Source organism: Methylobacterium gregans (assembly GCF_022179245.1).
GTDB lineage: Bacteria > Pseudomonadota > Alphaproteobacteria > Rhizobiales > Beijerinckiaceae > Methylobacterium > Methylobacterium gregans.
Genome location: NZ_BPQM01000058.1, coordinates 1 through 24,374 on the forward strand (window position 1 = coordinate 1; position 24,374 = coordinate 24,374).

The window sequence follows — 24,374 nt, forward strand, 5'->3', positions numbered from 1 at the left end:
GGGCCGGCGCCCGTCGAGGACCTCGCCCAGAGGTTGATGGTTGACGTTCAGGTCGGGATGCGCGCCCGGCGGCGCGAGTTCCGGATAGAGCAGTCCGGCCTCGGCGAGGTTTGGCCTCAGCCCGGCCAGCACCTCCTGGAAGGAGGTGGAGCCCGTCCGCGGCATTCCGATGTGGATGATCGCACGGCGCATGGTAATGGATCTGTCTCCGCTCGGCGGCGGGTGCCCGGCCCGCCCGTGATCCTCTTTCCCCCCTCGACGTGTGACGATGATCGACCTGACGCTCGACGCAGCCCGGACCATCGTGCTGGCCACCCTGGAGGCGGCCCGCGCGCGCGGCCTGCAGCCGCTCGCGGTGGTTGTGTATGATGCCCGCGGGTCTCTGAAATGTGTCCAGGTGGAGGACGGCACCTCCCTGCGCCGGGCCGAGGTCGCCCTGGGCAAGGCGAACGGCGCGCTCGCCCTCGGGCTCGGCTCGCGGGCGCTGCACAAGCGGGCCGAGGTCCAGGCCTACTTCCTCACCGCGGTGGGCCAAGTCGCGGGTCCCGCAGGCCTCGTGCCGGTGCCGGGCGGCGTGCTGATCCGCGCCCGCGACGGGCGGCTCCTCGGCGCAATCGGCGTCTCCGGCGACACCTCGGACAACGACGAGGCCTGCGCGGTCGCCGGCATCGCGGCGGCGGATCTCGTGCCGGAGACCGGCGCCTGAGAGCCTTGCGGCGGCGCGACTGGCTCGCGGGCGCGGCGGCGCTCGCCGCCCTGCCCCGGCGGGCGCGGGCCGTCGGCGCCCCGCTCTACCGCCGCGGCAACGACGCCGACCCCGAGACCCTCGACCCGCACCGCTCCTCGACGGTGGCCGAGGCGCACATCCTGCGCGACCTCTTCGAGGGGCTGCTCACCTACGACAACCGGGGCGCCATCATCCCGGGCGCCGCCGAGCGCTGGACGATCTCCGAGGACCGCCGCACCTACACCTTCCGGTTGCGCGCGGACGGGCGCTGGTCGAACGGCGAGCCGGTCGAGGCGGGGGCCTTCGTCTACGCCCTGCGACGGATCCTGGCGCCCGCGACCGCGGCCAAGTATGCCGAGGTGCTCTTCCCGATCCGCAATGCCGCCGCGGTGAATGCCGGCGCGCTCCCCGCGGATCGGCTCGGCGTCACCGCGCCGGACGCGCGCACCCTCGTGATCGCGCTCGACAACCCGACGCCCTACCTCCTCGAACTCCTCACCCACCAGACCAGCCTGCCCGTGCACCCGCCCACGGTCGAGCGGTTCGGCGACGCCTTCACGCGACCGGGCAACCTCGTCTCGAACGGCCCCTACCTCTTGCGCGACCTCGTGCCGAACGACCGGATCTCGCTGGCGCGCAACCCGCACTTCCACGCGGCGGCCTCCGTGGCGATCCCCGAGGTCGCCTTCCTGCCGACGCCGGATCTCGCCAGCGCCGTGCGGCGGTACGCGGCCGGCGAGATCGACTCGCTCGCCGACCTGCCGGGCGACCAGATGGCGGCGCTGAAGGCGCGTTTCGGCGATCAGGTCGTGCTCGGACCCGGGCTCGGCCTCTACGCGCTGGCGGTGAACACCCACAAGGCGCCGTTCTCGGACCCGCGGGTGCGGCGCGCCCTCTCGCTCGCCATCGACCGGCCCTACCTCGCCGAGGCGCTCTGGGGCGGCACGATGAGCCCGGCCTGGTCGTTCTGCCCGCCGGGGCTCGACAATTACCGCGCCCCGCCCGAGACCGAGGGACGGCAGGGCTATCCGATCGACCACGAGGCGGAGGCGCGCCGGCTGCTGGCCGAGGCCGGGTTCGGGCCGGGCCGCCCCCTGCGGGTCGAGTACCGCTTCAACACCACGGACAACAACCGCAACACCGCGGTGGCGCTCGCCGAGATGTGGCGCGAACTCGGGATCGAAACGCGCTTCGTCTACACCGACGCCAAGACGCATTTCGCCTATCTGCGCGACGGCGGCGACTTCGACATCGCCCGGATGTCGTGGATCGCCGACTATTCCGACCCGCAGAACTTCCTGTTCCTGCTCCGCTCGGGCAACGACGGGATGAATCCCGGCCGCTTCGCCGACGCAGGCTACGACGCGCTCCTCGACGCGGCGGCCCGCGAGCCGGACGTCGCGGCCCGCGCCGACCTGCTCTGGCGCGCCGAGGCGATCCTGATGCGCGACCTGCCCTGGATCCCGGTGATGCACACCCGCTCCAAGGCGCTGATCAGCCCGCGCCTGCACGGCTACCACCCGAACCTCCGCAACGCCGCGCCGACGCGGTTCCTGAGGCTGGAGGGGTGATGGCGACGAGGTACCGCACAGGCGCGCGATCTCCCTCCCCCCTCCGCGGGGGAGGGTACCCAGCGAAGCAGGGGGGGCGGGACGAAGTCCCGCAGAGAGGGGTGCGACGCTTCCGACAGGGGCGCAGCGTCGATGGCGAGCACATCCGGCACCGTCGCTCCCCTCACCCGACCCGGCCTGACGGCCGGCCCACCCTCCCCCGCAGCGGGGGGAGGGAGAGCGCCGCGCGCGATCGGGGCATCCGCCCGTGATCGGCCTCGTCCTTCGCCGCCTCGCCCAGGCGGTCCCCACCCTCCTCCTCGTCGTGGCGGCGAGCTTCTTCCTGATGCGCCTCGCCCCCGGCGGCCCGTTTGACCTCGAGCGCCCCCTGGCCCCGGCCGCCATGGAGAACCTGCGCCGGGTCTACGGGCTCGACCAGCCGCTGATCGTCCAGTTCGGCCGCTATCTCGGCGCGCTGGCGCGCGGCGATCTCGGCCCCTCCTTCTCGTTCCGCGACCTCACGGTGGCCGATCTCCTCGCCCGGGGGCTGCCGGTCTCGCTGACGCTCGGCGCGCTCGCCCTTCTCCTCGCCCTCGGGCTCGGCATCGGCCTCGGCTGCCTCGCGGCCCTGCGTCAGGGCGGCGCGACCGACCGCGCGATCACGCTGCTCGCCGGCTTGAGCCTCTCGCTGCCGAGCTTCGTCGTGGCGCCCCTCCTCCAGATCGCCTTCGGTCTCAGCCTGCACTGGCTACCGCTCGGCGGCTGGGGCGGCGGCGCGCCGGCCCATCTCGTCCTGCCGGTGATCACGCTGGCCCTGCCCCAGATCGGCGCCGTGGCGCGGCTCACCCGGGCCTCGCTCGCCGAGTCCCTGCGCGCCCAGCCGGTGCGGACCATGCGCAGCCTCGGCCTGCCCCCGGCCCGGGTGCTGCGCCACGCGCTGCGCGGCGCGCTGCTGCCGGTGATCGCGCTCGCCGGCCCGCTCGCCACCGGCCTCCTCACCGGCTCGGTGGTGGTCGAGACGGTGTTCGGACTGCCCGGCATCGGGCGCTACTTCGTGGAAGGCGCCCTGAACCGCGACTACACGCTGGTGATGGGCACGGTGCTCCTCGTCGGCGTGTTCGTGGTCGTGCTGAACCTCGCGGCTGACCTCGCCGCCGCCTGGGCCGACCCGCGCCTGCGGGGCCGCGCGTGAGCGCCCCGGCCTTCCGCGCGCTCCGGCGGCTCGACCGCGGGGCGTGGGCGAGCCTCGCGCTGCTCGTCCTCATCGCCCTCGCCTGCCTCGTCGGCCCGCTGCTCACCGGCCACGCGCCTGAGCGCGCCTATCCGGACCTGCGCCAACTCGGGGCAGGCCTGGCCGCCCAGCCGGCGCCCGACCGGCTCGGACCCGCGCTGGAACGGCTGGCCTTCCGGATGCGCGCCCGGCTCGAAACGGTTCGGTCGGGACCGGACTCCGTTCGCCTCGTCCTCGGCTCGGACGAGCCCGTCGACAGGCGCGGCCTCGTCTACCTGCCGCGCTCCGACCTGTTCGGCGAGCCCCGGGTGGCCGAGGCCTCTCCGGACGGGCGCCGCCTCGTGGTCGAGGCGCCGCTGCGGCGGCTCCATTTTCCCCTCGGCACCGACGTGCACGGGCGCGACCTCCTCACCCGCAGCCTCGTGGCGGGCCGGGTCTCGCTGCTGATCGGGCTGACCGCGACGCTCGCGGCCCTGGGGCTCGGGGTCGCCTACGGGGCGGTCTCGGGCTTCGCGGGCGGGGCGGTCGATGCCGTGATGATGCGGCTCGTGGACGTGCTCTACGCCCTGCCCTTCGTGTTCTTCGTGATCGTGCTGGTGGTGTTCTTCCGCCCCGGCCTCGGCCTGATCCTCTTCGCCATCGCGGCGGTGGATTGGCTCGACATGGCCCGCATCGTGCGCGGGCAGGCCCAGGCTCTGAGGGCCCGCGACTTCGTCCGCGCGGCGGAGGCGCTGGGGCTCACGGGGCGGCAGATCCTCGTGCGCCACGTCGTTCCGAACACGCTCGGGCCGATCCTCGTCGCCGCGACGCTCCTGGTGCCGCGGGTGATCCTGCTGGAGAGTTTTCTGTCGTTCCTCGGGTTGGGCGTGCAGGAGCCCGAGACCAGCTGGGGCGTGCTGGTGGCCGAAGGCTCGCGGGCCATCGAGTCGGCGCCGCACATGCTGGCGGCCCCGGCCGCCCTGCTGGTCACGACGCTGGTGGCGCTGAACCGCCTGGGCGACGGGCTGGCGGATGCGGTCGACCCGCGGGGAGCGGTTGCTGTGCGCGCCTGAACCGCGCCGCGCCCCTTTCCTTGCATGGATGTGGCCTTGCATGGATGTGGCGATCCCAGCTGGCCTGCAGCGTTTCTCGGATCGCGCTCGAAACGCGACCGGCCCCTTCTCCCACAGGGAGAGGGGACCCGCGCCTCGTTCGGACAAAGGGTGAATGCGGTCGCTGTTCGGGACAGGGTGCGGCGGTGCCGGACCGCATCAGTGCACGAGGTCGCTCACGATCCCCCGCAGGGCGTCGACCAGGGGATTGTCGTGGTCGCGCCGCCAGGTCAGCATCAGCTCGGCGGGGTGCGCCCGCGGCAGGACGAGGGGGCGGAAGGCCACGCCCTCGAAGCGCAGGCGCTCGGCCGCCGCCGGGACGAGGGCGAGGCCGATCCCGGCCCGCACCAGCGCCAGGATCGAGTGGATCTGGGTCAGTTGCTGCAGCACCCGCGGCTGCACCCCGGCCTCGGCGAAGAGGCCCGCCACGAGGTCGTGAAAGTAGCGCGCCTCGTGCGGCGCGTAGGCGATGAAGGCCGCACCACCAAAGTCCTCCGGCGTCAGCGCGGGGCGCGCGGCGAGCGCGTGCTCCGCCGGCACGGCGGCGACCAGCGGCTCGGCCAGGGCGCGGGCGGCCTCCAGCTCCCGATGCGTCACCATCGGGCGCACCAGCGCCGCGTCGAGCTGGCCCGAGAGCAGCCCCTCGACCTGATCCTTTGTCACCATCTCGCGCAACGAGAGCGTCACCTCCGGCATCGCGGCCCGGTAGGCGGTGACGAGGCGGGGCAGGAAATCGTAGGCGGACGCCGCCGTGAAGCCGAGCTTCAAGACGCCCGCCCGCCCCGCCGCCACCTGCCGGGTGACATGGGCGGCGGTCTCGGCGAGCCTGAGGATCCGCTGCGCCTCCGGCAGGAAGCTGCGCCCGGCCGCGGTGAGGCGGACCGAGCGGCTCGTCCGGTCGAGGAGCTGCGCGTCGAGCACGCGCTCAAGAACCTGGATCTGCCGGGAGAGGGGCGGCTGCGTCATGTTCAGCCGGGCGGCGGCCCGGCCGAAATGCAGCTCCTCGGCCACCGCCACGAAGCAGCGCAACTGGCTGAAATCGAACATGCCCGCCACCCTACGACAACGGCCGCGGGGAAACCCCGCGGCCGCCGACATGAGCACAGGTTTGTCTCCGAGCCGGCGCCTCAGCGCAGCTCGACCCGGCGGATCTCGCCGACCACGACGAGGTAGCAGAAACAGGCCACCAGCGCGTTGAGCCCGACGAACACGAGGGCGCCGTTGAACGAGCCCGTGGTCTGGACGATGTAGCCGATCGCGATCGGCGTGGTGATTCCGGCAGTGTTGCCGAAGGTGTTGAACAGGCCGCCCGAGAGGCCGCCGCTCTCGCGGGGCGAGGTGTCGGACACGACGGCCCAGCCAAGCGCGCCGATGCCCTTGCCGAAGAAGGCCAGCGCCATCAGGCCGACCACGAGGGCGTCCGCCTGCACGTAGTTGCAGCCGATGATCGACATCGACAGCAGCATGCCGCCGACGATCGGGATCTTGCGGGCGGCGGTGAGCGAGTAGCCGCGGCGCAGCAGCATGTCGGAGATGACGCCGCCCAGGATGCCGCCGACGAAGCCGCAGAGCGCCGGCAGCACCGCCGCGAAGCCCGCCTGCAGGATCGATAGCCCGCGCTCCTTCACGAGGTAGACCGGGAACCACGTCAGGAAGAAGTAGGTCAGCGTGGTGATGCAGTACTGGCCCACATAGATGCCGAGCAGCATCCGGTTGGCGAGCAGTTGCTTCAGCGTCCGGCCGACATTGCTCTGCTTGGCCGAGCCCTGCCCGTCCATATCGAGCAGGGCGCCGCCCTTTTCGATGTAGTCGCGCTCGGCTTCATTGATGCCCGGATGGTCCTTCGGGCTGTGCATCACCTGGGTCCAGAGCAGCGCGAAGGCGATGCCGAGCGCGCCCATCATGGTGAAGACGTGGTGCCAGCCGAAATGGTGGACCACCCAGGCCATGAGGGGCGTGAACAGCACGGTGGCGAAGTACTGCGCCGAGTTGAAGAAGGCCGAGGCCATGCCCCGCTCCTTGGCGGGGAACCACGCGGCGGTGATGCGGGCATTGGCCGGGAAGACCGGCGCCTCGGTGAGGCCCACCGCAAGCCGCAGCGCGAAGAGCAGCGCGACCGCGGTCGCGCCCGTGAAGAAGCCGACCGCGCCCTGCACGAGCGTGAAGGCCGACCACAGGAAGATCGCGGCGGCGTAGACCCATTTCACGCCGTAGCGGTCGAGCAGCCAGCCGCCCGGGATCTGGGCGAGCACGTAGGACCACGCGAAGGCCGAGAAGATGTAGCCCATCTGCACGGCGTTGAGGCCGAGATCCTTCGACAGGGCGGGGCCGGCGATCGAGATCGTCGCGCGGTCGGCGTAGTTGATCGTCGTGGCGACGAACAGCATCAGGACGATGCCGAGCCGGACGCGGCTCCGGCGGGCATCGGACACGGCGATGCCGGCGCTCATCGGTGCGCTCACGGGCAGTTCCTCCCATAGAGGGGCCGCCCGGCTTTTGCCGTGACGGGCGGAGGATCCAAGGATTCTCCGCGAGTGCCAGAGTGGTCGGCCGACCCTTCCGGGTCCAACTCAAAGGCTGGATGGATCGATGCCGGACGCGCATCGATGGCCGTCGGCCAAGCCGGGCGGGCCGGAATTCTCGCCGGTGTAGTGTGAGAATGCCGCCACCAGATGATCGAACGTCGCTGCGATCCGCGGCACGCGGCGCAGGTCCGCATGGGCCACGATCCAGGTCTCGAGCCGGTGCACGACGAGATCCGGCAGCACCGCCACGAGGTCGCTGCACCTGCGGCCGAGCGGGCGCTGGACGACACCGATGCCGAGGCCAGCGTGGATCGCGGCGTACTGCGCAGCGTGGCTGTCGGTGCGCAGGGCGAGCGATCCACGCGCGAAGCCGGGGCCGAGGGCGGTCAGTACGGCGAGGTCGGCGGCGGCCCGATCCGGGCCGATCAGGTCGTGATGGCGAAGGTCGTCCACCTGCATCGGCAGGCCACGCCGGTCGACATAGGCACGGTGCGCGAAGAACTGCAGCGGGATGGTGCCGACGCGCCGGGCCACCAGCGCCTCCTGGGTCGGCCGGAACATCCGCACCGCGACGTCCGCCTCCTGCTCCACAAGGTCAGCGGAGGCGTCGCTGAGAGCTATCTCGATGCGAAGCTCCGGATGCGACCGCCGGAGGGGCGCCAGCATGTCCGGCAGCAGGTGCAGGCCGACGAATTCCGGCACCGTCACCCGGACCGCCCCGCCGACGACACCGGGCCGCGCTTCCGCAGCGCGGACGAACGCGTCCGCGGCCCGCGCCATCGTGCGGACATGCGCGGCGAGCGTTCGAGCCTGCTCCGTCGCGACCAGCCCGTTCGCCGAGCGGGTGAACAGGGGCATCGCCAAGGCCGTCTCCAGATCCTCGATCCGTCGCCGAACCGTGGGTTGTGCGATGCCGAGACGGCGAGCGGCTCCCGACAGGCTGCCCGTCTCCAGCACCGCCAGGAAGGTTCTCTGGTTTTCCCAATCGGTCCCACCACTCATCAAAAGATGATGAGCGACCTGAAGCCGCCTGACAATTTCATTCCGTCGCCGGGCTCCGCATCGTGGCGGGCATCGATACGGAACGAGGTAAGACGATGGGCGGAACGGCTCTGGTACTCGGTGCGACGGGCGGGATCGGCGGCGCGGTTGCCCGTGCGCTTCTGGAGGACGGATGGGCGGTGCGCGCTCTGGCACGGGACGGTGAGGCCGCCGAAGCCCGCTGGACCGGATCACCGCACGGTCGCCTCGTCTGGACCACCGGCGATGCGCTGCACGGCGAGGACGTGGCGCGGGCCGCCGAGGGGGCCGCCTTCATCGTGCACGCGGTCAATCCGCCGGGGTACCGAAACTGGGACCGCGTGGTGCTGCCGATGATCGACAACAGCATCGCGGCCGCGCGCCGCGCCGGAGGCGCGCGGATCGTGTTGCCCGGGACGATCTACAACTTCGATCCCGCGCGCTGTCCGATTGTCGGGTCCGATACGCCGCAGACTCCCCTCACGCGCAAGGGGCGGATCCGCGTCGCGTTGGAGGACCGGCTGTCGCAGGCTGCGCGGGAGGGCGTTCCGAGCCTTATCGTGCGGGCCGGCGATTTCTTCGGTCCGGGCGCGCCCCAGAGCTGGTTCGCACAGGTGCTCGCCCGCGATCCGCTGAAACGCATCGTTGTCCCGGGCGGCCCCGGCATCGGACATAGCTGGGCCTACCTGCCCGATCTCGCACGGTCCGTCGCAGGCCTGATGGGACGCGCTGACCGCCTCGCGGCCTTCGAGCGCGTCCAATTCGCGGGGTACTGGGATCCGGACGGCACAGCCCTCCCCTCCGCCGTCCGGCGGGTGATCGGGCGTCCCGATCTGCCGATCCGCCGCTTTCCCTGGTGGCTGATCCGGATGCTTGCCCCGTTCGGCGGGTTCCCAAGGGAACTGGCCGAGATCGAGCCGTACTGGCGTCACCCGCAGCGCCTGGACAATGCCCGGCTCCTCGCCCTGCTGGGCGATGAACCGCGAACCCCGCTCGACGCGGCCCTGCGCGCGACCTTCGCGCTGGCCTGAGGAGCAGGACCGCGCCCCGGCGAAGCTCGTCCTGGGCTGGGAGATCCGGGCGGTCCGCAAAACGAGAAAGGGCGGCCCCGAAGGACCGCCCTCTCCGATGTCTCAGGCCCGGAGGATCACTCCGCCGCCGGGGAGAACGCCTCGATCTCGCCGGCGCCGCTCTCGGCCTGCTTCTGCTGCAGGATGAGATTGTCGCGGCGGCGCGCGATCGAGCGGATGTCCGCCACCAGGGAGCCCGTACCGGCCGGGATGAGCGAGCCGACGATGACGTTCTCCTTGAGGCCTTCCAGCGTGTCGACCTTGCCGTTGACCGCGGCTTCCGTGAGGACGCGCGTGGTCTCCTGGAACGAGGCCGCCGAGATGAACGACTTCGTCTGGAGCGAGGCCTTGGTGATGCCGAGCAGCACCGGCACGCCCACGACCGGCTTCTTGCCCTCGGCCAGAAGCTTCTCGTTGATCTCGGTCAGCTCGGTCCGGTCGATCTGGTCACCCGGGATGATGTCCGAATCGCCGCTCTCGGTGACTTCCACCTTCTGCAGCATCTGACGGACGATCACCTCGATGTGCTTGTCGTTGATCGACACGCCCTGGAGCCGGTAGACTTCCTGGATCTCGTTGACGAGGTAGGCGGCAAGCTCCTCCACGCCCTTGATCGCCAGGATGTCGTGCGGCGCCGGGTTGCCGTCGACGATGTAGTCGCCGAGCTCCACCACGTCCCCGTCCTGCAAGTGGATGTGCTTGCCCTTGGGGATCAGGTACTCGACCGTCTCCGAACCGTCGTGCGGCGTCAGCGAGAGCCGGCGCTTGTTCTTGTAGTCCCGGCCGAAGGCGATCGTGCCCGACTTCTCGGCGATGATCGCCGCGTCCTTCGGACGACGCGCCTCGAACAGCTCCGCCACCCGCGGCAGACCACCGGTGATGTCGCGGGTCTTGGCCGAGTCGGTCGAGACGCGGGCCAGGATGTCGCCGGCCTTCACCGTGCCGCCCGGGTCGTAGCCGATGATGGCGTCGACGGGCAGGAGGTAGCGGGCCTCCGAGCCGCGCGGCAGGCGGATCGGCTTGCCGTCCTGATCCACGATGACCATCGCGGGCTTGAGGTCCGAGGTCCGGGCGGAACCGCGCCAGTCGATGACGACGCGCTTCGAGATGCCCGTCGACTCGTCGGCGGTCTCGGTGATCGACTGACCGTCGTACAGGTCCTCGTAGGCCACGACGCCGTCCACCTCGGCGACGATCGGACGGGTGTAGGGATCCCACTCGGCGATCCGCTGCCCGCGCTTGATCTTGTCGCCCTCGTCGACCCGTACGCGCGCGCCGTACTGCAGGCGGTGGACCGCCCGCTCGGTCCCGTCCGAGCCCACGATCACCACGGCCACGTTGCGGCCGGTGGCGATGAGGTCGCCGTCCGAGTTCTTCGCGAGCGCCCGGTTGCGGATCCGGATGGTGCCCTCGAAGCTCGACTCGATGAAGGACGAGTCGGCGATCTGCGCCGCGCCGCCGATGTGGAAGGTGCGCATGGTGAGCTGGGTGCCCGGCTCGCCGATCGACTGCGCCGCGATGACGCCGACGGCCTCGCCCATGTTGACGGGCGTGCCGCGGGCGAGATCGCGCCCGTAGCAGGTGGCGCAGACGCCGCTCTTCGTGGCGCAGACGAGCACCGAGCGGATCTTCACCTCCTGAATGCCGGCGGCCGTGATCGCCGGCAGGTGACGCTCCTCGATGGTCTCGCCGGTCTTGACGATGACCGTGCCGTCCTGCGCGACCAGATCCTCCGCCGTGGCGCGGCCGAGGATGCGGGTGGCGAGCGTCGCGACGACCTGACCCGCGTCGATGATGGCGCGCATCCGGATGCCGTTGGTGGTGCCGCAATCCGTCTCGCGGATCACCGCATCCTGCGCCACGTCCACGAGGCGGCGGGTCAAGTAGCCGGAGTTGGCGGTCTTGAGCGCCGTGTCCGCCAGACCCTTCCGGGCGCCGTGGGTCGAGTTGAAGTACTCGAGAACGTCGAGGCCTTCCTTGAAGTTCGAGATGATCGGGGTCTCGATGATCTCACCCGACGGCTTGGCCATGAGGCCGCGCATCGCCGCGAGCTGCTTCATCTGCGCCGGCGAACCGCGGGCGCCCGAGTGGCTCATCATGTAGATCGAGTTGACCTGCTTGTCGGCGCCGTTCTCGTCCTTCTGCACCGACGAGATCCGGCCCATCATCTCCTGTGCCAGCTTGTCGGAGCACTTCGCCCAGGCATCGACGACCTTGTTGTACTTCTCGCCCTGAGTGATCAGGCCGTCGTTGTACTGCTGCTCGTAATCCTTCACGAGCGTGCGGGTCGCGTCGACGATGGACCACTTGTTGTCCGGCACCACCATGTCGTCCTTGCCGAACGAGATACCGGCGCGGAAGGCGTGGCTGAAGCCGAGCGCCATGATGCGGTCGCAGAAGATCACCGACTCCTTCTGACCGCAGTGGCGGTAGACGGTGTCGATCATCGCCGAGATCTCCTTCTTGGTCATCAGCTTGTTGACGACGTCGAAGGGCACCTTGCGGTGCTTCGGGAGCGCGCCCGAGAGAATCACGCGGCCCGGGGTGGTCTCGTAGATCTGGGTCAGCGGCTCGCCGTCCGGGCCGATGCCCTTCCAGCGCCACTTGATCTTCGAGTGCAGCGAGACGGCCTTGGCGGCCAGAGCATGCTCCAGCTCGCCGATGTCGCCGTAGACGCCCTGCATCGGGTTCTGCTTGTTGTCGGCGTTGTACGCGCCGACCGCGCCGTCGGCGACGATCGACAGGTAGTACAGGCCGAGCACGATGTCCTGCGACGGCACGATGATCGGCTGGCCGTTCGCCGGGTGCAGGATGTTGTTCGTCGACATCATCAGGACGCGCGCCTCCAGCTGAGCCTCGAGGCTCAAGGGGACGTGCACGGCCATCTGGTCGCCGTCGAAGTCGGCGTTGAACGCGGCGCAGACCAGCGGGTGCAGCTGGATCGCCTTGCCCTCGATCAGCTTCGGTTCGAAGGCCTGGATGCCGAGGCGGTGCAGCGTCGGCGCGCGGTTCAGCATCACCGGGTGCTCGCGGATCACCTCATCGAGGATATCCCAGACCTCCGGCTTCTCCTTCTCGACGAGCTTCTTGGCCTGTTTGACGGTGGCCGAGAAACCCTTGGCGTCGAGGCGCGCGTAGATGAAGGGCTTGAACAGCTCCAGCGCCATCTTCTTCGGCAGGCCGCACTGGTGCAGCTTCAGTTCGGGGCCGACCACGATGACCGAGCGGCCCGAGTAGTCGACGCGCTTGCCGAGCAGGTTCTGGCGGAAGCGGCCCTGCTTGCCCTTCAGCATGTCGGCGAGCGACTTCAGCGGGCGCTTGTTGGCACCCGTGATGACGCGGCCGCGGCGGCCGTTGTCGAACAGCGCATCGACCGCTTCCTGAAGCATGCGCTTCTCGTTGCGGATGATGATGTCCGGCGCGCGCAGCTCGATCAGCCGCTTCAAGCGGTTGTTGCGGTTGATGACGCGGCGGTAGAGGTCGTTCAGATCGGAGGTCGCGAAGCGGCCGCCGTCCAGCGGGACCAGCGGGCGCAGGTCCGGCGGGATGACGGGCACGACCGTCAGGATCATCCACTCGGGCCGGTTGCCCGACATCTGGAACGCCTCGATGATCTTGAGGCGCTTCAGGAGCTTCTTGGGTTTCAGCTCCGAGGTGGTGACGGCGATCTCCTCGCGGAGGTCGTTCGCGATCTTGTCGAGGTCGAGTTCCTGCAGGATGCGCCGGATGGCCTCGGCGCCGATCATCGCCGTGAACGAATCCTCGCCGTACTCCTCCTGGGCGCGCAGGTACTCCTCCTCCGAGAGGAGCTGACGCTCCTTCAGGGGGGTGAGGCCCGGCTCGATGACGCAGTACGACTCGAAGTACAGGATCCGCTCAAGGTCCTTGAGCGCCATGTCGAGCAGCAGGCCGATGCGCGAGGGCAGCGACTTCAGGAACCAGATGTGCGCAACGGGGGCGGCCAGCTCGATATGGCCCATGCGGTCGCGCCGCACGCGCGCGAGGGTGACCTCGACGCCGCACTTCTCGCAGATGACGCCCTTGTACTTCATGCGCTTGTACTTGCCGCACAAGCACTCGTAGTCCTTGATCGGCCCGAAGATGCGCGCGCAGAACAGGCCGTCGCGCTCGGGCTTGAAAGTGCGGTAGTTGATCGTCTCGGGCTTCTTGATCTCGCCGTAGGACCACGAGAGGATCTTCTCGGGCGAGGAGATCGAGATCTTGATCTGATCGAAGCTCTGGGGCTGGGCCTGCTGGTTGAAAAGGTTCATGACCTCTTGGTTCATGATCCACTCCTTGGCTCGACGGGCCGCGCCGCGCCTGCGCCGCCACGTCCGATAAACACCCTCGGCGCAGCGCCCTCCCGGGCACCGCTGGCCGTCTTCTTAGAGATGGAGGCCCCGCCCCTCCCCGCTCGGACCGTGCCGGCGCTGAGCGCGGCACGGGAGGTGTCGTTTCCGTCTTACTCGGCCGCGTTGGCGGGCGGTTCGAGCTGGTCGTTGGCCGCCTGCTGCTGCTTGGAGCTCGTCAGCTCGACGTTGAGGCCGAGCGAGCGCATCTCCTTCACCAGCACGTTGAAGCTCTCGGGGATGCCGGCCTCGAAGGTGTCGTCGCCGCGGACGATCGCCTCGTAGACCTTGGTGCGGCCGGCGACATCGTCCGACTTCACCGTGAGCATCTCCTGCAGCGTGTAGGCCGCGCCGTAGGCCTCCAGCGCCCAGACCTCCATCTCGCCGAAGCGCTGGCCGCCGAACTGCGCCTTGCCGCCCAGCGGCTGCTGGGTGACGAGCGAGTACGGGCCGATGGAGCGCGCGTGGATCTTGTCGTCCACGAGGTGATGCAGCTTCAGCATGTAGATGTAGCCCATGGTGACCTTGCGGTCGAAGGGCTCGCCGGTGCGACCGTCGTAGAGGGTCGACTGCGCCGAGCGGTCGAGCCCGGCCATCTCCAGCATCTGCTCGATGTCGGCTTCCTTGGCGCCGTTGAACACGGGCGTGGCCATCGGCACGCCGCGGCGCAGGTTGTTGCCGACCTCGGCGTACTCCTCGTCCGACAGGCCCTCGAGCTCGTGGGGCGAGTAGATCGCCTTCATCTCCTCCTTGAGCGGGTTGATGTCCTGCGTCTTCAGATAGGCATCCACCGCCTTGGAGACCTTGCGACCCAGACCCGCAGCCGCCCAGCCGAGGTGCGTCTCGAGGATCTGACCGACGTTCATGCGGCTGGGGACGCCCAGCGGGTTCAGCACGATGTCGGCGTGCGTGCCGTCCTCCAGGAACGGCATGTCCTCGATCGGCACGATCCGCGACACGACACCCTTGTTGCCGTGGCGGCCGGCCATCTTGTCGCCGGGCTGGATCTTGCGCTTCACCGCCACGAAGACCTTGACCATCTTCATGACGCCGGGCGGGAGCTCGTCGCCGCGCTGCAGCTTCTCGACCTTGTCGAGGAAGCGCTGCTCGAGGCGCTTCTTCGACTCGTCGTACTGCTTCTGCATCGCCTCCATCTCGGTCATGAGACGGTCGTCGACCACGGCGAACTGCCACCATTGCGAGCGCGGGTACTCGCTGATCACCTCACGGGTGAGCACCGTGTCCTTGCGGAAGCCGCGGGGACCCGCGATCGGCGCCTGACCGATCAGGACGTCCGCCAGACGCGCGTAGGTGTTGCGGTCGAGGATCGCCTGCTCGTCGTCGCGGTCCTTGGCGAGGCGCTCGATCTCCTCGCGCTCGATCGCCTGGGCACGCTCGTCCTTGTCGACGCCGTGGCGATTGAACACCCGGACCTCGACGATCGTGCCGGTCACGCCCGGGGGCACCCGGAGCGAGGTGTCGCGCACGTCGGACGCCTTCTCGCCGAAGATGGCGCGCAGGAGCTTCTCCTCCGGCGTCATCGGGCTCTCGCCCTTCGGCGTAATCTTGCCGACGAGGATGTCGCCGGCATGCACCTCGGCGCCGATATAGACGATGCCCGCCTCGTCGAGGTTCTTGAGCGCCTCCTCGGAGACGTTCGGGATGTCGCGGGTGATCTCCTCCGGACCCAGCTTGGTGTCGCGGGCCATCACCTCGAACTCCTCGATGTGGATCGAGGTGAACACGTCATCCTTCACGATCCGCTCGGAGAGCAGGATCGAGTCCTCGAAGTTGTAGCCGTTCCAGGGCATGAACGCGACGAGCACGTTCCGGCCGAGCGCGAGCTCGCCGAACTCGGTCGAGGGACCGTCGGCGATGATCTCGCCCTTCTTCACGGACTCGCCGACGCGCACCAGCGGCTTCTGCGTGATGCAGGTCGACTGGTTGGAGCGCTGGAACTTCTGCAGGCGGTAGATGTCGACGCCCGGCTTGTTGGCGTCGGCCTCCTCGGTGGCCCGGATGACGATACGGGTGGCGTCCACCTGATCGACGATGCCGGTGCGGCGCGCCGCGATGGCGGCGCCGGAGTCGCGGGCGACCACGGCCTCCATCCCGGTGCCCACGAAGGGCGCGTCGGCACGAACCAGCGGCACCGCCTGGCGCTGCATGTTCGAGCCCATCAGCGCGCGGTTGGCGTCGTCGTTCTCGAGGAACGGGATCAGCGCCGCGGCCACCGAGACGAGCTGCTTCGGCGACACGTCCATGAGATCGACGCGCTCGGGCCCGACGACGATGACCTCGCCGGCACGACGGCAGACCACGAGGTCCTCGGTGAGCTTGAAGTTCTCGTCCATCTGGGCGTTGGCCTGGGCGACGTAGTACTTCGCCTCCTCCATGGCCGACAGATAGGCGACCTCGGTGGTGACCACGCCGTCGCGCACGCGGCGGAACGGGGTCTCGATGAAGCCGTACTTGTTCACGCGGGCGAAGGTCGCCAGCGAGTTGATCAGACCGATGTTCGGGCCTTCCGGCGTCTCGATCGGGCAGATGCGGCCATAGTGCGTCGGGTGCACGTCGCGCACCTCGAAGCCGGCGCGCTCGCGGGTCAGACCACCCGGGCCGAGCGCCGAGAGGCGGCGCTTGTGCGTAACCTCGGAGAGCGGGTTGGTCTGGTCCATGAACTGCGAGAGCTGCGACGAGCCGAAGAACTCGCGCACGGCCGCGGCCGCGGGCTTCGCGTTGATCAGGTCCTGCGGCATCACCGTGTCGATATCGACCTGGCTCATGCGCTCGCGGATGGCGCGCTCCATGCGGAGCAGACCCAGACGGTACTGGTTCTCCATCAGCTCGCCGACCGAGCGGACGCGGCGGTTGCCGAGGTGGTCGATGTCGTCGATCTCACCCTTGCCGTCGCGCAGCTCGACGAGCGCCTTGACGACCGCCAGCATGTCCTCCTTGCGGAGCGTGCGCACGGTGTCGGCGGCGTCGAGGTCGAGGCGCATGTTCATCTTCACGCGGCCGACCGCGGAGAGGTCGTAGCGCTCGGCGTCGAAGAACAGCGAGTGGAACATCGCCTCGGCGGTATCGAGCGTCGGCGGCTCGCCCGGGCGCATGACCCGGTAGATGTCGAACAGCGCACCCTCGCGGGCCGAGTTCTTGTCGACGGCCAGCGTGTTGCGGATGTAGGGACCGACGTTGACGTGGTCGATGTCGAGCACCGGGAGCTCGGTGACGCCGACATCGTCGAGCGCCTTGAGGAGCTTCTCGGTGATCTCCTCGCCGGCCTCGGCCCAGATCTCGCCCGTCTGCATGTTGACGAGATCCTCGGCCACGTACTGGCCGATCAGGTCCTCGTCGGTCGCCTTGAGGAACTTGGTGCCCTTCTCGGTGATCTGGCGGGCGTTCCGGGCGTTGAGCTTCTTGCCCGCCTCCAGCACGACCTCGCCCGAATCGGCGTCGATGAGATCGACGGAGGCCTTGAAGCCCTTCAGGCGCTCAGCATCGAACGGCACGCGCCAGTCGGCGCCGTCGCGATCGTAGATCACGCGGTTGTAGAAGGTCGACAGGATCTCCTCGCCGTCGAGGCCGAGGGCGAACAGCAGCGAGGTGACCGGCAGCTTGCGCTTCCGGTCGATGCGGACGTGTACGATGTCCTTGGCGTCGAACTCGACGTCGAGCCAGGAGCCGCGATACGGGATGATGCGGGCGGCGAACAGCAGCTTGCCCGAAGAGTGCGTCTTGCCCTTGTCGTGGTCGAAGAACACGCCCGGCGAGCGGTGCATCTGCGAGACGATGACGCGCTCGGTGCCGTTGACGATGAAGGTGCCGTTCTCCGTCATCAGGGGCATGTCGCCCATGTAGACGTCCTGCTCCTTGATGTCCTTGACCGACTTCGCCTGGGTGTCCGGGTCGACATCGAACACGATCAGGCGCAGCGTCACCTTCAGCGGCGCCGCGAAGGTGATGCCGCGCTGGCGGCACTCGTCGACGTCGTACTTCGGCGGCTCGAAGGTGTAGCGCACGAACTCGAGCAGCGAGGTCGAGGCGAAGTCCGAGATCGGGAACACGGACTTGAACACGCTTTGGAGGCCCTCGTCGCCGCGGCCGCCCTCGGGCTCGTCCACCATCAGGAACTGATCGTAGGACGCCTTCTGAACCTCGATGAGGTTCGGCATCTCGGCGACTTCCTTGATCTTGCCGAAGAACTTCCGAATGCGCTTGCGACCGACCAGCGTGTTGGCCATGTGACCTCGCTCCTACCCGCGTCCTGGTGGCCCGGGGAAACCGTCGTTCCCGCGCCGGACCCGTGGCGCGCGCCCCGCCGGACCGCGCCACCCGTCTCGAAATCCTGCTCGATCCCGTTCCAGGGACCGCCGGTCGCTTGAAGCGACCTTAGCCCGCGGGTGCTGACACCCGCGGGCTTCGGTCACGATCGGCTGTGGATAGGCCGTCGTGGGGTGATGGGCCGGATGCGGCCCATCGGGGTCTTACTTGAGCTCGACCTTGGCGCCGGCCTTCTCGAGCTGGGCCTTGAGCTTCTCGGCCTCGTCCTTGGCGACGCCCTCCTTGACGGGCTTCGGCGCGCCCTCGACGAGGTCCTTGGCCTCCTTGAGGCCGAGGCCGGTGATCGCGCGGACCTCCTTGATGACCTCGATCTTCTTGTCGCCGGCAGAGGCGAGCACGACCGTGAACTCGGTCTGCTCCTCGGCGGCGGCAGCAGCGCCACCACCGGCGGCCGGGCCGGCGGCCACGGCGACGGCAGCAGCGGCCGAGACGCCCCACTTCTCTTCGAGCATCTTGGCGAGGTCGGCGGCCTCGAGAACGGTCAGCGACGAGAGGTCGTCGACGAGCTTGGCGAGATCAGCCATGATTCACTATCCTTGATATCGGTTTGAACGGAAGGATTTTAAAGGGGCGAACGGCCTCAGGCCGCCTCGTCCTTCTTGGCATAGGCCCCGAACACGCGGGCGAGCTTGGCCGCCGGCGCGTTGGTGAGCTGGGCGAGCTTGGTCGCGGGTGCCTGGATCAGGCCCACGAGCTTGCCGCGCAGTTCGTCCAGGGACGGGAGCGAGGCCAGGGCCTTCACGCCGTCCGGGTTCAGGGCAGTCGTTCCCATCGCGCCGCCGAGAATCACGAGCTTGTCGTTCGTCTTGGCGAAGTCCACCGCGACCTTGGCGGCGGCGACCGGGTCGCCCGAGTAGGCGAGCAGGGTCGGGCCCTTCAGGAGGGGCTTGATGGAGGCGACGTCAGTGCCATCGAGAGCGAGGCTCGCAAGGGTGTTCTTTGCGACCTTCACGGTGGCGCCGGCCTGCTTCATCTGCGCGCGCAGCTTCTGCATGTCGGCGACCGTGAGGCCCTTGTAGTGGGCCACGACGACGACGGCGTTGTTCGAGAACACGCCGTTGAGCGTCGAGACGAGATCAGCTTTTGCTGTCCGGTCCACTGGGGCTCTCTCCGGTTGGCGGAACCCCAGAGGGGTCCGCCGGTTGCATATGCCGCCGGGAACGGACGCGGTCGGTGAAGACCGGGAACGTCCTCGTGCGACGCTTCGCGGCCCTGTTCCCGGATGCCGCCCGTCACCGGGCCGCCTCCAGGGCGAGTGGGTTCAAACCGATGCCTCCCCTCGACCGTGCCGGTCGTGGCGAGGGTGTTGAATTCGGTCATCCCCGTCTGTGCAGGTCGGGTGGATTAAGCCGGGTGCCGGCACCTGCAGTCTCGGACAGGACATGGCCGGATGAGGCCCCACGAGACTTCCGCCCCGCGTCGCCGTCCGGCCATCCCGCTCGGTCGCCCGAGCGGATCTCATGATGGAGCGCAGCCATAAGGCTCCGTTCCATGGGATCATGTGATTGCGTGAGCGGGTGTATAGAGTCCTGCAAGCGCCTTGCCAAGAGGCGGAACGCGTCTTTTCCGCCGCAGGCAAGCCGTCGTGCGGGGACGGCTCAGGCCGCCTCGCGCTCCGGCACGAAGCGGCGCCGGGCGTTCTCCCACCAGGTCCGCTCCCGCGCCTCCTTCGCCTCCGCGGCTTTGGCCGCGTAGAACGAGGCGTTGTGCTCGCCGCGCAGGGCCTCGCGGGTGAAGCGGATGAGGTGATGGGCGACGAAGCCCATGTTGAACACCGCCTCGATCTGCCCGCGCTTCAGGGCGTAGCCGGCCGCCTGCCAGAACGGCCGGCGGTAATCCGAGAACATCCCCACCCGCGTGATGATGTTGAAGCCGAGGATGAGGCCGCGGCGGAGGTTGGTGAAGGTGAGCTTGCCCTTGGTCGGCGTCTTGATCCGGTGCGGGTAGGTGACCGCGCACTGGTGCTTGAAGCGCTCGAAGATCTTGTCGGGCTCGTAGGCGTGCGCGATGGCGCGTCGCCAGGAGCCGACCACCGTGTCGTGCGGGCGTTTGAACAGCACGTTCGATTCGAGGCTCGCGTCGTGGACGAGGCGGCCCTCCCGCTCCAGCCGGTCCCAGAGCGGGGTCTTCGGGAGCGCCTGGAGCAGGTTGATCGTCAGAACCGGGATCGCCGAGCGGTCGATGAAGTCGATCAGGTTCTGCTCGGACTTGTCGGTGTCCGAGTCGAGCCCGAGGATGATGCCGGAGGTGACCTCAAGCCCGTAGGAGTTGAGCGTCTCGATCGCCTCGTACATCGGCACGGCGGCGTTGTGGGTCTTGTCGATGCCCTTGAGCGCCTCGGCTTCCGGCGTCTCGATGCCGACGAACACCGTCATGAAGTTCGCCTGCCGCATCAGCTCGAGGATCTCGGGCTGCTTGGCCATATTGAGCGTCGCCTCGCAGGCGAATTGCAGCGGGTAATCGTTCCGCTTCTGCCATTCCACGAGGTGGGGCAGCATGTCCCGCGTGGCCTTGCGGTTGCCGATGAAGTTGTCGTCTACGAAGTAGACCACGGCCGGGTGGCCGGGCTGGCTGACGATCGCGTCGAGCTCGGCGCACATCTGCTCGGGGCTCTTCAGCCGCGGCTGGCGCCCGTAGAGCTGCGGGATGTCGCAGAACTCGCAGCGATAGGGGCAGCCCGAGGAGAATTGCAGCGAGCCGATCAGGTAGCGCTTGAGCGGCGCGTGCTCGTAGGCGGGCGCCGGGAAGTCGGCGAGCGCGAGGCGATCCTTCGTCTCGAGCTTCACCGGGGCCGCCGGGCGGGACACGTCGCGGTCGAGGATCTGGACGAGCTGGTCGGTGGCGTCGCCGATCTCGCCGAGATGCAGGTAGTCGAAGTCGTCGTACTTCTCGGGCGCGCCCGAGACCGAGGGGCCGCCCAGCACCGCGACCTTGCCGGCGGCGTGCGCGCGCTCGCGGATGTCGTGGATCTGCGGCTCCTGGATGTGCATGCCGGAGACGAAGACCGCGTCCGCCCAGGCGAAATCCGCGGGGCCCGCCCGGCGGATGTTCTCATCGATGAACCGGCATTCCCAGGCCTGCGGCATATAGGCCGCGATCAGCAGCAGCCCCTGGGGCGGCATGAAGGCCTTGACGCCCCCCATCAGCGGGTAGGCGTGCGAGAACGTGCCGAAGGATGGCGTGTAGGCGGGGAAGACGCAGAGGATGCGTCGCTTGGAGGAGACCGGAAGGGAGCATCGCATGAGGCGCTATCTAGCACAGCCCCGCGGGATGGCGCCCCCCTCGGTGTTGAGATTGGTGTGAGGCGGAGCACTTGGCTCGCGCCCCAACGAGAAACGCCCGACCGTTCCCGGCCGGGCGTTTCGGTTGCGCTTGGTTTGAGGCCTCGCCTCAGGCGGTCAGAACCGTGCTCGGCTCGACCTTCACGCCCGGGCCCATCGTCGAGGTGACGGCGATGCGCTGGATGTAGGTGCCCTTGGCGCCGGCCGGCTTCGCCTTGGCGACGGAGTCGGCGAAGGCCTTGATGTTCTCGACGAGCTTCTGCTGATCGAACGAGACCTTGCCGATGCCGGCGTGGACGATGCCCGCCTTCTCGACGCGGAACTCGACGGCGCCGCCCTTGGCCGCGCCCACCGCACCCTTCACGTCCATCGTGACGGTGCCGACCTTCGGGTTCGGCATCAGGCCGCGCGGGCCCAGCACCTTACCGAGACGGCCGACGAGCGGCATCATGTCCGGGGTCGCGATGCAGCGGTCGAACTCGATCTTGCCGCCCTGGACGATCTCCAGGAGATCCTCGGCGCCCACGATGTCGGCACCGGCCGCGCGGGCGTCGTCCGCCTTGGCGCCGCGGGCGAAGACCGCCACGCGGACCGTGCGGCCCGAGCCGTTCGGCAGGTTGCACACGCCGCGGACCATCTGGTCGGCGTGGCGCGGGTCGACGCCGAGGTTCATCGAGATCTCGACGGTCTCGTCGAACTTGGCGTTCGCCTTCGACTTCACGAGCGCGATCGCCTCGTCCAGGCCGTAGAGCTTGGTCGGGTCGATGCCCTCGCGGGCGGCGCGGATACGCTTGCCTTCCTTGGCCATGCTGCCCTCCCTTACGCCACGATCTCGAGGCCCATGGCCCGCGCGGAGCCACGGATCATCGCGACGGCCGAATCGACCGAGTCGCAGTTCAGGTCGGGCATCTTCTTCTCGGCGATCTCGCGAAGCTGCGCCTCGGTGATCTTGCCGACAGTCGGGCCCTTGCCGGGGGTCTTCGAGCCGGAGGCCGGCTTCTTGCCGATCTTCAGGCCGACGGCCTTCTTCAGGAAGAAGGTGACCGGGGGCTGCTTCATCTCGAAGGTGAAGGAGCGGTCCTGATACGCGGTGATGATCACCGGGATCGGGGTGCCCTTCTCCATCTGCGCGGTCTTCGCGTTGAAGGCCTTGCAGAACTCCATGATGTTGAGGCCGCGCTGACCAAGCGCGGGGCCGATCGGCGGCGACGGGTTGGCGGCGCCGGCCGGGACCTGAAGCTTCACGTAGCCCGTGATCTTCTTCGCCATGGGAGAACTCCCAAGAATTGCGCGTCTGCCGGCTGCCTAGGCGCGGACGGACGGGCGATTGCAGGTCGCGGTGCGGACCGTGGAACCCCGGCGGCGATCCGGGCGGGCCTCCCGCGAATGATGCCGCAGGGCTGAGTGCCCCCACGGCGTTTCTCGGCATGGCCAGAGCCACGCCGGGAAGAGCGACGATCAAGTCAGCGCTGACTGATCGGAAACGTCGAAACGATCAGACCTTCTCGACCTGGCCGTATTCCAGCTCGACCGGCGTGGCGCGGCCGAAGATCGAGACGGCGACCTTGAGGCGGGAGCGGGTGTCGTCCACCTCCTCCACCGTGCCGTTGAAGCTGGCGAAGGGCCCGTCCGAGACGCGGACCGTCTCGCCGACCTCGAAGGAGATCGAGGGCTTCGGGCGGTCGACGCCCTCGGCGACCTGACCCTTGATGCGCTCGGCCTCGGCGTCCGGGATCGGCACCGGCTTCGACTTGTCGGCGCCGAGAAAGCCCGTGACCTTCGGGGTGTTCTTGATCAGGTGGTAGACCTCGTCGGTGAGGTCGCACTTCACCAAGACGTAGCCGGGGAAGAACTTGCGCTCGGCATCCACTTTCCGGCCGCGGCGCACCTCGGTGACCTTCTCGGTCGGCACCATCACCTCGTCGAAGAGGTCGGTCAGCCCGCGCTGGGCCGCCTGATCCTTGATGGACTGGGCGACCTTGTTCTCGAAGTTCGAGTAGGCGTGGACGATGTACCAGCGCTTCGACACGGTTCAGTTCAACTCCGGACCAATCCGGGGACCCCGAGGGCCCCGCTCATCTCACAGGCCGAGGATCAGCCCGACCCCGTAGCGCAGGGCCTGATCGACGACCGTGAAGAACACGCTCGCCAGGATCACCATCACGAAGACCATGATGGTGGTCACCGTGGTCTCGCGCCGGCTCGGCCACGTGACCTTGCGGCCCTCGTCGCGGACCTGGGACAGAAACTCGACCGGGCCGACGCGCTTGGGCGCCGGGCGCTGCGGCGGCACCTGACGAGAGGGTGCAGGCGTGCCCGTACCCCGCGCCGCGGCGCGGGCCGTGTCCACCTTCTTGCTCGCTTCGTTCGATGCCATGGCGCCAGGGTCTTGGTTCTTGACGACGGTGATCGAGCCCGCCCGGACACCGCCTCCGGGAACGGGCCATCGGGTGCCGGGGGCTCGTGCCCAGCCCGCACCGACGGCCTCTCAGGATCTCGGAGTGCGCCCGCTCTAGCGCAAGTCGACAGGCTTGTCGACAGGGCGGCTTCGTGCGGGCTGGCGGAGAGAGGAAAGCAGGAAAATCGAACTGGCAGGAGTGGAGGGACTCGAACCCGCAACCTCCGGTTTTGGAGACCGGCGCTCTGACCAGTTGAGCTACACTCCTGCGCGGCGCCTCGCGGCGCGCGGCCTGCTCAATGCCGCAAGCCGGGCCGGGATGCAAGCGCGTCGGCGACGTTCGGGCAACGATTCGCTCAGGGACCAAAAGAAAAGGGCCGGCGCAGAGGCCGGCCCTTTCCAGATCGCGACGGGAAGGCGCGCGAGCGAAGCCGCGCGCCCAGTCCCAAAATTACTCGGTGATGGCGGCGACGACGCCGGCGCCGACGGTGCGGCCGCCCTCGCGGATGGCGAAGCGCAGCTTCTCCTCCATGGCGACCGGCACGATGAGGGCCACATCCATGGTGACGTTGTCGCCCGGCATCACCATCTCGGTGCCCTCCGGCAGGGTGCACACGCCGGTCACGTCCGTGGTGCGGAAGTAGAACTGCGGGCGGTAGTTGGTGAAGAACGGCGTGTGGCGGCCGCCCTCCTCCTTGGTCAGGATGTAGGCCTCAGCCTTGAACTTGGTGTGCGGCTTCACCGAACCCGGCTTGCACACGACCTGACCGCGCTCCACGTCCTCGCGC

At 69.0% G+C, this 24,374-nt stretch carries 18 protein-coding genes, 1 tRNA gene and 1 pseudogene; 5 read left to right on the forward strand and 15 right to left on the reverse strand.

Annotation, left to right across the window (positions count from 1 at the left end; translation table 11 throughout):
- Window positions 1–192: pseudogene (locus MFF54_RS12330) on the reverse strand (hypothetical protein); the annotation flags it as partial.
- 76 nt (window positions 193–268) lie between these two features.
- Between MFF54_RS12330 and MFF54_RS12335 the strand changes: the two are divergent.
- The 4 genes from MFF54_RS12335 (at window position 269) to MFF54_RS12350 (ending at window position 4,560) form a co-directional block, all read left to right on the forward strand.
- The gene (locus tag MFF54_RS12335) at window positions 269–706 is read left to right on the forward strand and encodes a GlcG/HbpS family heme-binding protein (protein ID WP_238303182.1); all 438 of its coding nucleotides are present in this window, start codon (window positions 269–271) and stop codon (window positions 704–706) included.
- Window positions 703–2,298, forward strand: a complete 1,596-nt coding sequence (locus MFF54_RS12340; protein WP_370880181.1) for a peptide ABC transporter substrate-binding protein — start codon at window positions 703–705, stop codon at window positions 2,296–2,298. Before MFF54_RS12335 ends, MFF54_RS12340 begins: the two co-directional genes overlap by 4 nt.
- A gap of 247 nt (window positions 2,299–2,545) precedes the next feature.
- Complete coding sequence (locus MFF54_RS12345) at window positions 2,546–3,469, forward strand: ABC transporter permease (protein WP_238303185.1); 924 nt, start codon at window positions 2,546–2,548, stop codon at window positions 3,467–3,469.
- Complete coding sequence (locus tag MFF54_RS12350) at window positions 3,466–4,560, forward strand: ABC transporter permease (protein WP_238303186.1); 1,095 nt, start codon at window positions 3,466–3,468, stop codon at window positions 4,558–4,560. The genes MFF54_RS12345 and MFF54_RS12350 overlap by 4 nt, the downstream gene beginning before the upstream one ends.
- 198 nt (window positions 4,561–4,758) lie before the next feature.
- Here the strand turns inward: MFF54_RS12350 and MFF54_RS12355 are convergent, their stop codons facing one another.
- The 3 genes from MFF54_RS12355 to MFF54_RS12365 form a co-directional block, all read right to left on the reverse strand.
- Entirely contained in the window at window positions 4,759–5,646 is an 888-nt protein-coding gene (locus MFF54_RS12355; protein ID WP_238303188.1) for a LysR family transcriptional regulator, read from the reverse strand.
- An 80-nt stretch (window positions 5,647–5,726) separates the two neighbouring features.
- A complete protein-coding gene (locus MFF54_RS12360) occupies window positions 5,727–7,049 on the reverse strand; it encodes an MFS transporter (RefSeq protein WP_238303201.1) in 1,323 nt (440 codons plus the stop codon).
- A gap of 120 nt (window positions 7,050–7,169) precedes the next feature.
- On the reverse strand, window positions 7,170–8,126 hold the full coding sequence (locus MFF54_RS12365; protein ID WP_238303190.1) for a LysR family transcriptional regulator: 957 nt from the start codon (window positions 8,124–8,126) through the stop codon (window positions 7,170–7,172).
- A gap of 62 nt (window positions 8,127–8,188) precedes the next feature.
- Between MFF54_RS12365 and MFF54_RS12370 the strand changes: the two genes are divergently transcribed.
- The gene (locus tag MFF54_RS12370) at window positions 8,189–9,175 is read left to right on the forward strand and encodes an NAD(P)H-binding protein (RefSeq protein ID WP_238303191.1); all 987 of its coding nucleotides are present in this window, start codon (window positions 8,189–8,191) and stop codon (window positions 9,173–9,175) included.
- A 116-nt stretch (window positions 9,176–9,291) separates the two neighbouring features.
- Here MFF54_RS12370 and rpoC read toward each other — a convergent pair whose 3' ends face one another.
- The 11 genes from rpoC to MFF54_RS12425 form a co-directional block, all read right to left on the reverse strand.
- A complete protein-coding gene (gene rpoC, locus MFF54_RS12375; protein ID WP_238303192.1) occupies window positions 9,292–13,500 on the reverse strand; it encodes a DNA-directed RNA polymerase subunit beta' in 4,209 nt (1,402 codons plus the stop codon).
- Window positions 13,501–13,676: 176 nt separating this feature from the next.
- Window positions 13,677–17,807 carry a DNA-directed RNA polymerase subunit beta gene (rpoB, locus tag MFF54_RS12380; RefSeq protein WP_238303193.1) on the reverse strand — a complete coding sequence of 1,377 codons (4,131 nt, stop codon included), beginning with the start codon at window positions 17,805–17,807 and terminating at the stop codon, window positions 13,677–13,679.
- A 243-nt stretch (window positions 17,808–18,050) separates the two neighbouring features.
- Entirely contained in the window at window positions 18,051–18,431 is a 381-nt protein-coding gene (gene rplL, locus MFF54_RS12385) for a 50S ribosomal protein L7/L12 (RefSeq protein ID WP_066920555.1), read from the reverse strand.
- A 56-nt stretch (window positions 18,432–18,487) separates the two neighbouring features.
- Window positions 18,488–19,006 carry a 50S ribosomal protein L10 gene (gene rplJ / locus MFF54_RS12390; RefSeq protein WP_238303194.1) on the reverse strand — a complete coding sequence of 173 codons (519 nt, stop codon included), beginning with the start codon at window positions 19,004–19,006 and terminating at the stop codon, window positions 18,488–18,490.
- Between the two features lie 499 nt (window positions 19,007–19,505).
- Complete coding sequence (locus tag MFF54_RS12395; RefSeq protein ID WP_238303195.1) at window positions 19,506–21,149, reverse strand: B12-binding domain-containing radical SAM protein; 1,644 nt, start codon at window positions 21,147–21,149, stop codon at window positions 19,506–19,508.
- Window positions 21,150–21,297: 148 nt separating this feature from the next.
- Complete coding sequence (gene rplA / locus MFF54_RS12400) at window positions 21,298–21,996, reverse strand: 50S ribosomal protein L1 (RefSeq protein WP_238303197.1); 699 nt, start codon at window positions 21,994–21,996, stop codon at window positions 21,298–21,300.
- Window positions 21,997–22,007: 11 nt separating this feature from the next.
- Window positions 22,008–22,457: a 50S ribosomal protein L11 gene (gene rplK, locus MFF54_RS12405; RefSeq protein ID WP_066922303.1), complete on the reverse strand. Its 450-nt coding sequence runs from the start codon at window positions 22,455–22,457 to the stop codon at window positions 22,008–22,010.
- A 226-nt stretch (window positions 22,458–22,683) separates the two neighbouring features.
- Entirely contained in the window at window positions 22,684–23,217 is a 534-nt protein-coding gene (gene nusG / locus MFF54_RS12410; protein WP_238303199.1) for a transcription termination/antitermination protein NusG, read from the reverse strand.
- Between the two features lie 51 nt (window positions 23,218–23,268).
- A complete protein-coding gene (secE, locus tag MFF54_RS12415; RefSeq protein WP_109953295.1) occupies window positions 23,269–23,565 on the reverse strand; it encodes a preprotein translocase subunit SecE in 297 nt (98 codons plus the stop codon).
- A 212-nt stretch (window positions 23,566–23,777) separates the two neighbouring features.
- Window positions 23,778–23,854 (reverse strand) — tRNA-Trp (locus MFF54_RS12420).
- A 183-nt stretch (window positions 23,855–24,037) separates the two neighbouring features.
- Window positions 24,038–24,374 (reverse strand): EF-Tu C-terminal domain-related protein (locus MFF54_RS12425; RefSeq protein WP_506289938.1); only part of this gene is annotated, 337 nt, incomplete at its 5' end.

Bases quoted from the DNA above. Each gene is read 5' to 3' on its own strand.
- MFF54_RS12335 (WP_238303182.1), top strand. From the start codon at position 269: ATGATCGACCTGACGCTCGACGCAGCCCGGACCATCGTGCTGGCCACC.
- MFF54_RS12355 (WP_238303188.1), bottom strand. From the start codon at position 5,646: ATGTTCGATTTCAGCCAGTTGCGCTGCTTCGTGGCGGTGGCCGAGGAG.
- MFF54_RS12360 (WP_238303201.1), bottom strand. From the start codon at position 7,049: ATGAGCGCCGGCATCGCCGTGTCCGATGCCCGCCGGAGCCGCGTCCGG.
- MFF54_RS12365 (WP_238303190.1), bottom strand. From the start codon at position 8,126: ATGAGTGGTGGGACCGATTGGGAAAACCAGAGAACCTTCCTGGCGGTG.
- rpoC (WP_238303192.1), bottom strand. From the start codon at position 13,500: ATGAACCAAGAGGTCATGAACCTTTTCAACCAGCAGGCCCAGCCCCAG.
- rpoB (WP_238303193.1), bottom strand. From the start codon at position 17,807: ATGGCCAACACGCTGGTCGGTCGCAAGCGCATTCGGAAGTTCTTCGGC.
- rplL (WP_066920555.1), bottom strand. From the start codon at position 18,431: ATGGCTGATCTCGCCAAGCTCGTCGACGACCTCTCGTCGCTGACCGTT.
- MFF54_RS12395 (WP_238303195.1), bottom strand. From the start codon at position 21,149: ATGCGATGCTCCCTTCCGGTCTCCTCCAAGCGACGCATCCTCTGCGTC.
- rplA (WP_238303197.1), bottom strand. From the start codon at position 21,996: ATGGCCAAGGAAGGCAAGCGTATCCGCGCCGCCCGCGAGGGCATCGAC.
- rplK (WP_066922303.1), bottom strand. From the start codon at position 22,457: ATGGCGAAGAAGATCACGGGCTACGTGAAGCTTCAGGTCCCGGCCGGC.
- secE (WP_109953295.1), bottom strand. From the start codon at position 23,565: ATGGCATCGAACGAAGCGAGCAAGAAGGTGGACACGGCCCGCGCCGCG.